This is a genomic window from Arcticibacterium sp. SM2516 (assembly GCF_057914865.1).
Map to the genome: position 1 here is coordinate 4,335,811 of NZ_CP195290.1, position 12,558 is coordinate 4,348,368.

Consider the following 12,558-nt stretch of genomic DNA (forward strand, 5'->3'; position numbering starts at 1 on the left):
CTTCACCAAGGCTAAACCCTTGGCGGAAGTAATTTGTACATCACTGGCGTCACAATCCTTGTTAAAATAAGCGAGGAAATAAGACCACCAATAATCACCAAGGCCAGTGGCGAATACAGGGGAGAATGCTCCAAAACTAGAGGAGTAAGCCCTCCAATGGCTGTTAAAGTAGTCAAAACAATAGGAATAAATCTTGTTTCTCCGGCTTTTTCAATCGCCTCGTCTATACTCAAGCCCTCGTCAGAACGTAGATAATTGGTATAGTCTACCAATAAAATGGAGTTTTTTATCTCAATTCCTGCCAAAGCAATGATACCAATAGTGGCGGTAAATGAAAGCGAATTGCCGGTTATAAACAGAATACCTACCGCTCCGATGATACCCAACGGAATTACGGAAAGTACAATAAAAGAGCTTTTAAATGTTTTGAACTCCAAAATCAGAATAGCCAATATTCCAAAAATCGTAATGATAATTATGTTGCCAAGACCGCCAAAAGTTTCATTTTGACGTTCGACCTCTCCTGAGATTTTATAATGATAGCCCTCTGGCATTTTAATCTTTTCTAATCGCTCCAAAAAGGCCTCATTTACAGATGGTGTCAAATAACCGTCTGCCACAAAAGAAGAAACTAAAACATAACGCTCTTTGTCGTAGTGATTGATATTATTAGGAGAGCTTTCAAACTGTAGCGTTGCCAAGGCTTTAAGTGGAACTTGTGCTCCATTTGCGGCAGCGACATATATTTTATCAAAAACCTCTAAGCCTGGTTTCTCTTTATTTTCCAAACCAACAGTAATAGCATATTCCTCCCCTGCTTCATCTCTATATTGTCCGATATTCAAACCTGCTATGGCCATTCTGATTGATTTATCTATCTCTGAAGTAGGAATACCTAACATCCCCGCTTTGTCCTTATTAATCTTAACCCTTAAATCCGTATTGACCACAGTAGACGGATTGTTGATATAAATAGTACCCTGAGTTTCTTGATAAGCCTTCTCTACTTTTAAAGAGATGTTCCTCAAGGAATCTATGTTTTCGCCAAAAATTCTAATAGCCAAAGGAGCAGCAATTGGCGGACCTTGCTCGAATTCCTTCACAACAATTTTAGCTCCTGGATAATCGATGAACTTTCCCCTTAATTCATTCACCAAAACCGTACGTTCTGGCACTTCTGTTTCTTCTTGAAGTTGAACGAAAAGCTGGGCAAATTCAGAGCTTGCACCACCTCTAGGAAGCAGATTATAATAAATTCTTGGATTGTCTTTTCCAATGTTAGCTGCATAGTTTCTCACTAATGGTTCTTCTGCTAGCGTTTTTTCTACAAATCTTACGACCTCGTCTGTGGTGGCAAGGTTAGTACCGGAAGGTGTGTTGATATCAATCAACAATTGGGGCTTTTCAGATTTTGGAAAAACACTGATACCTATAACGGGTATAAGAGCTAGGCTTCCGGCAAAAATTAAAACTGCTATTAAAAGGGTGATAAGCGGATTTCCGAGTGACCAATGCAAAATTTTTCGGTAAGAACCTTCAATACCCTTCTTCATATACTGCAACACAATGTTTCCTTCTTCACTGCTATTTTTGGGCATCAGCATACTCGCTAAAAACGGCACTATCGTGATAGAAACAAAAAGCGATGCCAATACAGTGGCAATAACAGCCATGGGTAAACTTCTTATAAACTCACCCGAAGATTCTGGCAAAAACACCAGCGGTAAAAAGGCAAACAGAAGAGTGGCCGTGCAACCGACCACGGCCAGACCAATCTGCTTAGTCGCTAAAATGGCGGCGTCACGCCTACTATGACCTTCCCTTAAAAAACGTGCAATGTTTTCAACAACCACTATGGAATCGTCTACCACTAAACCCAAAGCGATCACTAGGCCTACGACGGATAATTGGTTTATTCCGTAACCCATCACATCTAATCCAGCCAAACCAATGGCTAAGGATAAAGGAATGGAAACCATTACGATTAATGCCGCCCTAAAACCTAATGGAATTAGCGTGATTAAAACCAATAAAATAGCGATTCCAAAATCACGAGCCAAACCCAATAAGCGTTTTGAAACAGAATCTGCTTGGTCGAAGCTTTTTTCAAAAGTATAATTGGAAGGAAGGCTCGCCTCAAACTGTTTAATAATCGGTGTCATTTCTTTCTTGACATCAAAAATATTAGTGTTGCTCTTTTGAGTTGCGGTTACAAAAACCGCCCTTTTCCCATTTAATCTGGTGTTATAGGTTTGCTCTTCATACCCAAATGATACTTCTGCAATGTTCTTTAAATAGGTTACTTGCGTTCCAGAGGTACTTACCACTGTATTTTCAATTTCTGCAAGAGACTGGTAAGAACCAGAGGTTTTCACATTTAACCTTCTGTTCCCAATCTCAATAGATCCTGCTGGTATATCTTTATTTTCCGCCTGAATTAATCCCATAACCCTATTTATGGGTATTTGGTATTGAGCCATTCTGTCCGTATTAAGGGAAACATTTACCTCCCTATTTGGGAATCCATGCACTTCCGCCCCTTTAATATCTTTAATCTTTTCTAAAGCCTCCTTAAGTTCTTCCGCCTTCCCTTTCATATCTGAGAACGGAGCCGTTTCAGACATGACGGCACATTGAATAATATTCACCGATTCTGGCGTATACTTAAACACATCAAGACTATAGATATCTTCTGGGAGCTTACTTCTTATGGCATTGAGTTCTCTAAGTGTTTCCCCGTACTTTTCGTCACCATCTACATGATGCATAAACTCTACCGTGATATTTGCCACACCATCTCCAGCCACTGAAAATATGTTCTTAATATCATCTAATCCGTTAAGACGTTCTTCTATTGGATCCACTATCAGTTTTTCCATGTCTTTAGGACTCGTTCCGGGGTAAATGACCACCACTGTGTTAAATGTAGCCTTAAGAACGGGGTCCTCGGCTTTGGGCATGGTCAATAAAGAACTAATACCTAAAGCCACTATCATCACAAAAATGATGATAGTAAACTGATAGTTTTTAACCGAAAATTCTGCTATTTTCATTTATCTGGCTTAAAGGTTTTTGACATTAACTTTTTGACCAGGGCTTAAGAAATTGGCACCAAGACTGACCACTTCGTCTGTAACAGTGAGGCCACTTAAAACCTCCACTGCGTCTGGAAATATGGAGCCTATCTTTATTTTACGTTTTTCTACTCCCGCTCCATTATATATAAAAACAGAAGCGTTTTCTCCCTCGGCTTCCAAAAGACATATAGCTGGAATTAAAAGGGCACTTTTTTCTCCTCTAGGAAAAACACTCGCTTTTGCCACGAATCCAGAAATCAATTTTTTACCGTTAGAATTAAGAGACAACTCCACTTCGTAGGTTCCAGTTGCAGGGTTTACAATTTGGGCAATCTCTGAAACTTTAGCTTTAAAAACTTCTCCAACATAAGCATCCAACCTAACCTCCGCGGCATCTCCTATTCTAACTTTCACGATATCCCTGTCCGATAAACCTACTTTTACGTTAAATGAAGAACCTCCCGTTCCTAAAATCAAAGCAGGAGCAAAAGGTGTAATCAACTCCCCTTGATCAGCAATTTTCATTAAGATATTCCCTGCTTGGGGTGCATAAATTTTCGATAACTTTTGATTGAAATTGGCAGACTGCATTGTTTCCTGTGCCAATTTATAAGCTGTGGTGGCATCTTCTAAGTTATTCGTCGTGGCTACCTCATCCTCTAGCATTTTCTTCACCCTTGACACATCCCTTTCCGCTTTTTGAAGTCCAAGTTTGGCTTGGTTAACAGAGGCGTCTATTTCCGACATATCTAACTCCGCCAGCAATTGCCCTGCTTTAACGTATTGCCCTTCTTTGACATACATTTTCTTTATCATACCCCCTGTCTTAAAAGCTAACTTCAATTCTGCTTTTGAGGATAAAACACCACTAGCCAAAATCTCCTGTTGAAATGTCTTTTGAAAAGGAAGTACGGTGCTGACAGATTCTAATTCTTCTTTTACAACCGTTTTAGAAGAATCTTCTTTGCCACCGCAAGACCATAAAATGGCTCCTAGGCTTAATAAGTAGACAATTTTATTCATTTTTATATCTATAAATCTTTATCAAACTATTGTGCACTCACTTTGTCTAAGTGCGATTTTTGAAGCCAAATATTAAATTGTGCCAAAGAGCCTTGAAGTTCCGCCATCATTTTGTCGTTTTGAGCCTTTATAACCTCTATATACAGGGCGTCATTGTTTTTATACCTTTTCTGCACCATGTCTAAAAGTAAGCTTGTGTTTTGCTCACCAAGCCTTGAAGATTCTAAGATCTTTAAGGATGCTTCATAATCAAAGTAGGCTTGGACCACCTGCATTTCAATCTGTTGCTTCGCTTCTTCTATTTTTGAATCTAAAATCTTGCTCTGAATTTCTGTTTGCTGAATCTTATATTTTTTCTCCTTACCATGGTATAAGTCCCATTTTAATCCGAGCTGTCCAATGGCAAATGCCTGCTTGTTAAATGAATAACCATAACCCTGAAAACCCGTGCTACCGCCAAAATAGACGCTTGGCAATAGAGCATTCTTTTCTTGTAGTAGAAGCAGCGTGTTATTTGCATTTAGACCTGTTCTCAACTGATCAAATTCTGGTCTGCTGTTTATGGCTGAAGCCACTAGCTGAGATAATTCTTGCACTATGGGTTCCGAAGAAAAGTTGGCGGTGTCTTTCTCCACCAGCTCATTATGACCTTTATTCAGCAGAAAATTAAAATAGGCTTTCGCCTTTTTAACGTTCTTTTCTGCCTCTGCCTTTTGTCCATTTAACTTGCTAATTTCATACTTTGCCGAAAACAAAACATCTTTAAGGGCTAAGCCATTAGCAACTAGACGCTCATTAAATTCAAGGAATTCATTCAAAAACTGTCCTGATTGCCTATAAACCTTCAATGCTTCTAAACTTTGCAGGTATTGAAAATACGCCGCCTCAATATTATATTTCAATTCATAACTCAAAGCCCTTTTCTTAGCTTCTTGCGTTTGAACCAAGTCCTTTTGCAAGAGGATATTGTATTTTATGTCGGTATTGAACAGCGGTAATTCAAACGTAAACTTTGTCTCATGAAAATTATTTGGAGCGAAAAGAATCGTCTGATTTTCTAAGGTTGGAAAATTTTCTCCTTGCGTTAGTTGATTTAAAGTGCCATAAACGGGATTTAGTAAATCACCAATAGGAAACTCAATACTTCTACCTCCCGTGGCTACCGTATAGGTTGGATTAAAAGTAATCTTAGGGAAAATATTTGATCTGGCAATGTCAATAGCCTTGATCGATTTTTCAATTTCAAGGTTTTGCTGCTTTAAGGCAAAGTTTGATTCCAAACCCTCCTCTACGTAAGCTTTCAAAATGGGGCTTTGAGCTTGTAGCTTGAAAGATATAATGGTCAATAGGGTAATAAGCCTTATCTTCATTGCTTTAAGACGGTTTTGATCAAATTAGAAGTAGATTTTGCAATCAGCTTCCCGGTACTTTCTGATGTGATTCTACATTCCAAGTGAGCCATTGTTCTACCAGATCTTATCACTTCAGCCGTGGCGATTAAAACTTCGTCAACATTAGCCGGTCTTAAAAAATCAACATTAAGGTTTGCTGCAACGTAAAAACCATCCTGACCAAGCGAATGAGTTGCCATTCCCATAAGCTCATCCATAATTCCGGCCAATACCCCGCCATGCATTATACCTGCGGGATTTGTAAACTCCTCTCTCACTTTAAAGGAAGCTTTTAGAAAGCCCTCCTTTCCTTCCAATAATTTTCCATTTAACCATCTTCCGTAGGGAGATGGACTTGTGTCTTTGGCCTCTTGGCCAATTAATCCTTCAAAAACATTTACATTTTTCATTATAAACCTTATTTACCGATGACTCCTAGATGAGTGTATTTGAAACCCGATTCGTATTTTAATCCATAACCAAAAATCCTGTCCATGACAGCGTGTGAAAAAAGAATAACACCTGCCAAACAAATCCAGTTAATATGGAAGAGAAAGCCTATGATAAGCACCAAAACGCCTAGGGCTTTATGGTGAAAAAAGTTATAAGTCCATGCCCCTATTTTATGATTTACCACATAACCAATCATGCTTAAATCGGGCACCAGTATGAAGACCAAAAAATACCACCAGGCATAATCCAGCTTGTTAAACAAGAAAATACCCAAAGCCAACTGACCCATTTCTTCTAACCTCAAAAGCTCTTTCATATCCTACTATCTGCGACTTACTTTTTTGACAACTTTAATGTTTCTAAAAATACTTCCAAAGATCTCATCATCCTCTGCAATGATGCCTCTTCATTATCTCCAAACATTTGTAACCTCTTTCTACCCTTAAGCGTCACTAAACCATGTACAAAACTCCAAATCATAAGGGATGCATCTTCTAGATCGTATTGGTTTAAATAACCTCCGGATTGACAATCAGAAACCAAATACTTTAAGAGCTCAAAAGCTTTCATTCCATCATCCCAAACGTCGTCACTACATTCCAAGCTCTCCATTGGAGCATCCATCACAAACATAAGATCATACATTTCGGGGTTTTCATAAGCAAACTTTATATATCGCTTACCCATATCATAAAGTCTTTCCATAGCATCCTCCTTTGGATTAGGATCCATAAGGGCTTCCATTAAACCTTTGAAAGCCATTTGGTGCAGGTTAAAAAGAAGGTCATTTTTGTCTTTAAAATATAAGTAGATAGTTCCTGGGCTGTATTCTATTAAATCTGCAATATTCCGAATGCTTGTCTTCTCAAAGCCCTTCTCTAGAAAAAGCTTTTTAGCCGCTTCTAGAATCTTAAGCTTCATTTCCTCCTTATCCCTTTCCTTTCTATCTGAAATACTCATTAAACAATGTACTTATTATTAACACTACAAATAAAATGAACACTGTTCAATATTTCAAAGAGAATTCTATTTTTATTACGAAAGCGTCTTTTTAACAAGGAGACTTAAGCGGGCGTCATTAATTTCCTAGCTTTGCCTTTTATAAGAGATAAAATTTATGAAAACAGCAGTTTGGATATATTTGATTTGTGTTATTTCCTTATTGAGTTCTTGTCAGTCTACAGAAGAAAAAGACTTGAGCTCGTTAGAAATTGAGCGATTTGATAGAGAACTTATGTCTATGGATTCTAAAGAAGAGCTTCAAGACTTTCTCAATAAAAACCCTTGGTATTCTAAAAACCTTTATCGCGTTTTTCCAGATGATACCGCTTTTGTCAGTCATTTATATTACATCATTTCGCATCCAGGAACGCGTCAATTTTTTAATGAAGTAGACAGCACTTTCGGTGAATTAACGGATCTTAAAGGAGAGTTATCTGTTGCTTTCAACAATATAAAAGCAAGCTATCCATCGTTTGTCGCACCCAAAGTATATGCGACTTTTACAGGTTTAGAAAATGACATTTTTGTTTCAGATTCTATCGTAATAATATCCCTTGAAGCGTTCGTTGGGCCTAAAGCGATGTATAGACCAGACCAGCCGGCTTATATTCTTAACAGATTTCAAAAACCTTATATCGCCCCTTCCATAGTTCGTTTATTGTCTCAATCTTTTATTAAATCTACGTCAGAAGGAGATATGCTTAATGACATGATCTTTTTTGGGAAATCTTTTGAATTCACCAAAACCATGTTACCAGTACTGCCGGATTCCCTAATTATAGGTATGCCAGACAGCTCTTTAGCCGGCAACTGGTATGCTCAGGATATCATTTGGGCCCACTTTATAGACAAAGGGCTGCTTCATGAGCAAAACCAAAAGGTAAAACAAAAGTATTTGAGCGAGAGACCAATAGTTCCAGAAATAGGTTCTAGCTGCCCAGGCAGAATAGCCCAATGGCTTGGTTGGAGAATCATTGACAAGTTTAGAACGGAAAACCCAAATGTTTCGTTTACAGAATTAATGAACAATACTGATGTTCAGGATATACTTCGAAAATCTAAGTATCGAGGAGCGGTAGAAGAGTAAAAAATGGCAAAGAAAATAGAAGAGGTAGACGCTACGGAGCCTTCAGAAAAGAAGAAAAAAATAAGTAAGGATGCTTTCAAAAAAGCTATAAAACTATTTCGGTTTATATTACCCTATAAGTGGACTTTTGCCCTTGGTTTAATATTCCTAGTCCTGTCCACATCCACTACCTTAACATTTCCCAGTCTAATAGGTGAGGTGACAAGGGTTATAGAAGGAAACTCCGACTATACTTTAAACCAAATTGTTTTGTTCTTCGGAGTTATACTTATTCTCCAAGGTGTATTTTCCTTTTTTCGCGTTTATTTCTTCGCCATTGTTAGTGAAAAAGTTTCCGCTGATGTGAGAACGACAGTTTTCAATAAGTTTATTACACTCCCGATCAACTTCTTTGAAAAAAACCGCGTTGGAGATTTAGTGAGTAGACTAACTTCAGATGTCTCCGCTTTTCAAAATGTGCTATCACTTACACTTGCAGAGTTTTTCAGACAAGTGGTAACACTCATTGTTGGTATTGGTATTATCCTTTACATTTCTTGGGAGTTAACACTATTTATGCTCCTTACTTTTCCTATCGTGGTTATTGCAGCTTTCTTTTTTGGAAAATACATTAGGGTTTTATCCAAGCAAGTTCAAGAGAAATTGGCGGAAGCCAATACGGTGGTAGAGGAGACGTTACAATCCATAACGGTAGTAAAAGGATTTACCAACGAAAAGTTAGAATCATCTAGATATAGCAATGCTATGACGGATGTGGTCAATTTGGCTTTAAAAGCAGCCACGCTCAGGGGTGGCTTTATAACATTCTTCATCGTTGGATTATTTGGAGGTATTATGTTGGTCGTTTGGTATGGCGGGGGTCTGGTACAAAAAGGAGAAATACAATTGGCAGATTTAATGTCTTTCCTTTTCTATACCGCATTTATTGGGGCTTCCATGAATGGCCTTGGTGATATATATGCCCAAATTCAAAGAAGTGTGGGGGCATCAGAAAGGATTCTAGAAATTTTAGAAGAAGACTCGGAGGTAGATTTAAATCAGATCAAAAAAACTGACAAAGTCAAAGGTCAAATTTCTTATCAGAATATCGACTTCTCCTACCCTACTCGTAAAGACCTCCCTGTTTTAGAAAATTTCTCACTCCATATTAATCCAGGAGAAAAAATAGCTTTGGTAGGTCAAAGTGGTGCTGGAAAATCCACGATTGTCCAGCTGCTTCTAAGGTTTTATGATTTAGAAAACGGTCAAATCACCATTGACGGTACAAATATTTCTAATATTGATGTCACTCAACTAAGACAAAACATGGCCATTGTTCCACAAGAAGTTATCTTGTTTGGAGGAACAATTGAGGAAAACATCCGATACGGAAAACTAGATGCCAGCGACGATGAACTACTGGCTGCCGCTCAAAAGGCCAATGCCATGGAATTTATAGATCGATTTCCTGAAGGTTTAAAAACCATTGTTGGAGAGAGAGGCATAAAACTTTCTGGTGGTCAGCGTCAGCGAATAGCCATAGCAAGAGCTATTTTAAAAGATCCTGCAATACTCTTGCTGGACGAAGCCACAAGTGCATTGGACTCCGAGTCGGAAAGTTTGGTTCAGGATGCATTGGCTACCCTTATGCAAAACAGAACCACCATCATTATTGCTCATAGGTTAGGTACCATCAAAAACGTGGATCAGATTTACGTCATTCATCAGGGTGCTGTTGCAGAACAAGGCAAGCACGAAGAGCTCATTTTGAATCCTGATGGAATTTACTCAAATTTGGTTAAGCTTCAAATGGAGAATAACGCATTAGAAGTTTAAAACATCAATCTTTTCTATGGCAGACACTATATCATTAAAGTCGTTTAATTTAAGACACACAGAGTGCAGAGAAGAGGTTCTTAGAACTTTTGCTGAAAGCTTTGCGGCCTTATCACATAGCGACTTAGAAATGGCAGTAGAAGACAAATATGATCGTGTAACCATATACAGAACATTAAAAACATTTTTAGAAAAAGGTATCATTCATAAAATCCTAGATGCGGAAGGCGGCACTAAATATGCACTTTGTAAAACCGACTGTACCTCTGAGACGCATCAGCATGATCACGTGCATTTCAAATGCCGGAAATGTGGCGATACTACTTGTCTAGAAAGTACAAATATTCCAAGTATTACGCTGCCAATAGGCTATAAAAGAGAAGAAATAAACCTCCTGATAGAAGGGAGCTGTCCAAACTGTAAAAACTAATGCACCCGATAAAAGCAGAATTTGTTAAAAGTACACCTGTGGTAACGGGCTGTCCAAGTCCAAACTTCCCGGAGTACGCTTTCATAGGACGATCCAATGTCGGAAAGTCTTCGTTGATAAATATGTTGACAGGTCAAAAGAAACTGGCTAAAACGTCTTCAACACCCGGCAAAACTCAACTTATTAATCACTTTCTAATTGAAGACAGATGGTATTTGGTGGATCTTCCTGGATATGGTTTTGCTAAAGTGCCTATTAAAGAAAAAGCGAAATGGGAAAAAATGACTTGGGATTATCTTGAACAAAGAGAAAACCTACTTTATGTTTTTGTACTCATTGATTCCAGAATTCCTCCTCAGAAAATCGATTTGGAATTCGTTCATAGATTAGGGGAAAAGGGCATTCCATTAAAGCTTATTTTCACTAAATGGGATAAAGTAAAACCTTTAAAAGGTCAAAAAAATGTCAGTGATTTTAAAATGGCCTTAGCGGAAAGATGGTCTATTCTACCAGAACACTATATCACATCTTCTGAAAAAAGTTTAGGTCGATTAGAAATTCTTCAGTTAATTGATGAAATAAACGCATCTAATTAGTAAAATTTCTTAAAAAGGTGGGCTCTTATATTAAAATCTATTGACTAGGTATTATCTTTGAGCTGACCAAAAGTAATTTTGGTTTATATTTGACATCCTCTTCAAATTATAACTTAAGAAATTAATGGCAACAGAGTATCTTGGAATTGATATCGGCGGAACTAACGTCAAAATGGGCATAGTAGAAGCCAAAACTGGTAGCATAACTAACTTTTATAGTCACGACACGGGGAGCTGGAGAAAATCTGGGCATTTCGTCAAAAGTCTAGGTGATGCCATTTCGGTACAATTAAAAGAAAACCCTGAAGTTAACAAATGTGGCATTGGTGTTCCTGGCCTAATCACCAGAGATCGTCAAAGTCTTATTGAAATAACTGCTATTCCAGAAATAGATGGGATTTCTGTTATCCCTGACCTTAAAGAAAGGTTTCCTGGTAAAGACTTCTTTCTAGAAAATGATGCGAATGCAGCAGCCTTAGGAGAATATTACTTCGGAGAAGAAAAGCTTCCAGAAGACTATATCTTCGTCACTCTTGGTACGGGTGTTGGCGGAGCCGCTATCATTGATAAGCAAGTGTTTAAAGGTGGGGGGGGAAACGCCATGGAACCCGGACATATGCCTTCAAAAGGAAATAAAGTTCTAGAAAGAAACATTGGCAAGGTAGAGTTATTAAACTTAGCCACGAAAATGAGAGCCGACTGGACGGATAAGACCTCTTTGGTTGATGATGGCACTATATCTACTACTGGCTTGGTATCGGCCGCCAATGACGGAGATAAACTAGCTCTTAAAATCTTTGAAGAAGTTGGCACTCTTTTAGGAGATGGTCTCGTGTCTATGGTCAGGATTTTAGACATCAACACCATTCTAATAGGCGGTGGCTTATCTGCTTCTTTCGATTATATTTTACCTGCGGTCAATAAACAAATTGACTTTTGGCTGTCACCATATTATAAGAAAGGCTTAACCATTAAGCGAGCGACGCTTGCCAATGATGCTGGCCTTTTAGGTGCTGCTAGTCTTTGTTTTTAATAAGAATTATTGATTTAAAAGAGCTCTAGATAATAAAGGCTTCCCTGTAGTTAGGGGAAGCACTTTTCCCGCATTCGCGTAGGAAAAACCTCTCCAAAACGTCTGATACTTTTGTGTTTCAATCATCTGGATGAAAAGCGTTTTGTCTTTCGTTTTCACTTTTCCTGTCTCCAAATATTTCTCTCCTAAAGCATTGGTATACATATTTCCAGTCAAAAACTTTACGCCCTCAGGAAAGTCTGATACAAAAACTAAAATTTCTGGCTTTTCATTATCGTAGAAATAGTTCCTCCTTCTCATCTCTTTATAAATGGCATCCTCCGTAGCAGACCACTCCGAACTTTCGAGATTAGTAAGTCCATCTGATACAAATGCGAAACTCTTTAAGCTCTCGGATTTAGGTACACTTTTATTCCCAAAAAGCGTATAATCTCGTTTGGAACAAGAAGAAAATATGACGATTACTGTCAGGAAAGCGAGTATTTTTATTGTATTCATTTCTAAGGCGTTGAACTACAAATTTCGCAATTATCACACCCTTTATTTAACTTTTCAAATATTTATTTTAACAATAGGAAGATTATTGGCTTTTATCCCCTATCCACAAATTTTATACTGCAAGAGGGAATAAATCAAATATTTCATACTTAG

The 12,558-nt window shown here is 38.1% G+C and carries 12 protein-coding genes; 5 read left to right on the top strand and 7 right to left on the bottom strand.

Annotation, left to right across the window (positions count from 1 at the left end):
- Positions 1–11 precede the first annotated feature (11 nt).
- From ACSBFT_RS17870 to ACSBFT_RS17895, 6 genes are read right to left on the bottom strand one after another with little or no spacing between them, the layout of a single operon-like run.
- Positions 12–3,053 (bottom strand): efflux RND transporter permease subunit, encoded by a 3,042-nt coding sequence (locus tag ACSBFT_RS17870; protein WP_489601836.1) that lies wholly within the window; start codon positions 3,051–3,053, stop codon positions 12–14.
- A gap of 9 nt (positions 3,054–3,062) precedes the next feature.
- Entirely contained in the window at positions 3,063–4,100 is a 1,038-nt protein-coding gene (locus ACSBFT_RS17875) for an efflux RND transporter periplasmic adaptor subunit (RefSeq protein ID WP_463045166.1), read from the bottom strand.
- A gap of 26 nt (positions 4,101–4,126) precedes the next feature.
- Positions 4,127–5,470 carry a TolC family protein gene (locus ACSBFT_RS17880; protein WP_489601838.1) on the bottom strand — a complete coding sequence of 448 codons (1,344 nt, stop codon included), beginning with the start codon at positions 5,468–5,470 and terminating at the stop codon, positions 4,127–4,129.
- Entirely contained in the window at positions 5,467–5,901 is a 435-nt protein-coding gene (locus ACSBFT_RS17885) for a PaaI family thioesterase (RefSeq protein ID WP_489601839.1), read from the bottom strand. Before ACSBFT_RS17885 ends, ACSBFT_RS17880 begins: the two co-directional genes overlap by 4 nt.
- Before the next feature lie 8 nt (positions 5,902–5,909).
- The gene (locus ACSBFT_RS17890; protein ID WP_489601841.1) at positions 5,910–6,260 is read right to left on the bottom strand and encodes a DUF4260 domain-containing protein; all 351 of its coding nucleotides are present in this window, start codon (positions 6,258–6,260) and stop codon (positions 5,910–5,912) included.
- A gap of 17 nt (positions 6,261–6,277) precedes the next feature.
- A complete protein-coding gene (locus ACSBFT_RS17895) occupies positions 6,278–6,904 on the bottom strand; it encodes a TetR/AcrR family transcriptional regulator (protein ID WP_463045162.1) in 627 nt (208 codons plus the stop codon).
- Positions 6,905–7,061: 157 nt separating this feature from the next.
- Between ACSBFT_RS17895 and ACSBFT_RS17900 the strand changes: the two genes are divergently transcribed.
- The 5 genes from ACSBFT_RS17900 (at position 7,062) to ACSBFT_RS17920 (ending at position 11,907) form a co-directional block, all read left to right on the top strand.
- On the top strand, positions 7,062–8,033 hold the full coding sequence (locus tag ACSBFT_RS17900; RefSeq protein ID WP_463045161.1) for a gliding motility protein GldB-related protein: 972 nt from the start codon (positions 7,062–7,064) through the stop codon (positions 8,031–8,033).
- A 3-nt stretch (positions 8,034–8,036) separates the two neighbouring features.
- Entirely contained in the window at positions 8,037–9,848 is a 1,812-nt protein-coding gene (locus tag ACSBFT_RS17905) for an ABC transporter ATP-binding protein (RefSeq protein ID WP_463045160.1), read from the top strand.
- Between the two features lie 16 nt (positions 9,849–9,864).
- On the top strand, positions 9,865–10,278 hold the full coding sequence (locus ACSBFT_RS17910; RefSeq protein ID WP_463045159.1) for a Fur family transcriptional regulator: 414 nt from the start codon (positions 9,865–9,867) through the stop codon (positions 10,276–10,278).
- Entirely contained in the window at positions 10,278–10,874 is a 597-nt protein-coding gene (gene yihA, locus ACSBFT_RS17915; RefSeq protein ID WP_463045158.1) for a ribosome biogenesis GTP-binding protein YihA/YsxC, read from the top strand. Before ACSBFT_RS17910 ends, yihA begins: the two co-directional genes overlap by 1 nt.
- 124 nt (positions 10,875–10,998) lie before the next feature.
- A complete protein-coding gene (locus ACSBFT_RS17920) occupies positions 10,999–11,907 on the top strand; it encodes an ROK family protein (RefSeq protein WP_489601844.1) in 909 nt (302 codons plus the stop codon).
- Positions 11,908–11,913: 6 nt separating this feature from the next.
- On the opposite strand, the gene ACSBFT_RS17925 is transcribed toward ACSBFT_RS17920, so the two are convergent.
- Positions 11,914–12,405 (bottom strand): DUF4136 domain-containing protein, encoded by a 492-nt coding sequence (locus tag ACSBFT_RS17925; protein ID WP_489601846.1) that lies wholly within the window; start codon positions 12,403–12,405, stop codon positions 11,914–11,916.
- Positions 12,406–12,558 lie beyond the last annotated feature (153 nt).

What these genes read in the sequence shown, in the direction of transcription:
- ACSBFT_RS17905 (WP_463045160.1), top strand. Translation starts at nt 8,037, where the DNA reads ATGGCAAAGAAAATAGAAGAGGTAGACGCTACGGAGCCTTCAGAAAAG.
- ACSBFT_RS17880 (WP_489601838.1), bottom strand. Translation starts at nt 5,470, where the DNA reads ATGAAGATAAGGCTTATTACCCTATTGACCATTATATCTTTCAAGCTA.
- ACSBFT_RS17925 (WP_489601846.1), bottom strand. Translation starts at nt 12,405, where the DNA reads ATGAATACAATAAAAATACTCGCTTTCCTGACAGTAATCGTCATATTT.
- ACSBFT_RS17900 (WP_463045161.1), top strand. Translation starts at nt 7,062, where the DNA reads ATGAAAACAGCAGTTTGGATATATTTGATTTGTGTTATTTCCTTATTG.
- ACSBFT_RS17910 (WP_463045159.1), top strand. Translation starts at nt 9,865, where the DNA reads ATGGCAGACACTATATCATTAAAGTCGTTTAATTTAAGACACACAGAG.
- ACSBFT_RS17870 (WP_489601836.1), bottom strand. Translation starts at nt 3,053, where the DNA reads ATGAAAATAGCAGAATTTTCGGTTAAAAACTATCAGTTTACTATCATC.
- yihA (WP_463045158.1), top strand. Translation starts at nt 10,278, where the DNA reads ATGCACCCGATAAAAGCAGAATTTGTTAAAAGTACACCTGTGGTAACG.
- ACSBFT_RS17920 (WP_489601844.1), top strand. Translation starts at nt 10,999, where the DNA reads ATGGCAACAGAGTATCTTGGAATTGATATCGGCGGAACTAACGTCAAA.
- ACSBFT_RS17895 (WP_463045162.1), bottom strand. Translation starts at nt 6,904, where the DNA reads ATGAGTATTTCAGATAGAAAGGAAAGGGATAAGGAGGAAATGAAGCTT.
- ACSBFT_RS17890 (WP_489601841.1), bottom strand. Translation starts at nt 6,260, where the DNA reads ATGAAAGAGCTTTTGAGGTTAGAAGAAATGGGTCAGTTGGCTTTGGGT.
- ACSBFT_RS17885 (WP_489601839.1), bottom strand. Translation starts at nt 5,901, where the DNA reads ATGAAAAATGTAAATGTTTTTGAAGGATTAATTGGCCAAGAGGCCAAA.
- ACSBFT_RS17875 (WP_463045166.1), bottom strand. Translation starts at nt 4,100, where the DNA reads ATGAATAAAATTGTCTACTTATTAAGCCTAGGAGCCATTTTATGGTCT.